General features: G+C 62.3%; 1 protein-coding gene. It reads right to left on the bottom strand.

Annotated elements, in window-relative coordinates; genetic code table 11:
* Positions 1-666 (bottom strand): IS3 family transposase (locus AC07M7_RS21140; protein WP_495208230.1); only part of this gene is annotated, 666 nt, incomplete at both ends.

Below are 666 nucleotides of genomic sequence, written 5' to 3'. Positions count from 1 at the left end.
CAATGTCCAACGGCGCTCATTGAGCAGATCAGCCCGTTAGCCGCGAGATATCCTTGGTAGTCACCGCTGCGGAACTGACTGCCACGATCCGAATGCAGTATCACCTCATCGCTGCCTTGACGCTGCCAGACCGCCATCTGCACCGCCCGGATCACCATCTGGCGATCCTGTCGATCGTGCATTGACCAGCCCACAATGCGCTGGTCGTAAAGATCCAGCACGATGCACAGATACAGCTTGCCCTGCTGGGTCTTGATCTCGGTGATGTCCGTGACCCACTTGGTTTCCGGCTCCAGCGCGAGAAAATCGCGTTCAAGCAGGTTGACCACGCCCGGCGGCGTTACGGCCGGCCTGCCACGCTTCCCGCGACGCTTCCGCCGGGGCCAGCCCTGCAGGCCGTCGGCCGCCATCAGGCGCGCGACCCGGTTCAGGCTGGCGATCTCGCCTTCCTCAGCCAGGTCTTCGCGCATGCGACCAGCCCCCAACGTACCGCGGCTGTCTTCATGCAGTTCGCGCATCCTTACCACCAGGCGCTCATTGTCGACCTGCCGGGCACTTGCAGGACGCTTGCTCCACTTGTAATAGCCGCTGGCCGATACCTTCAGGCACCGGCACATCAGCCGGATCGGAAACTCATCGCGGCAACGTTCGATCACCTGATACCTC

This window comes from Stenotrophomonas sp. GW821-FHT09E08 (assembly GCF_059416125.1).
The sequence above is the reverse complement of the archived record's forward strand: the minus strand, read 5'-3'. Positions and strand labels throughout refer to the sequence as shown.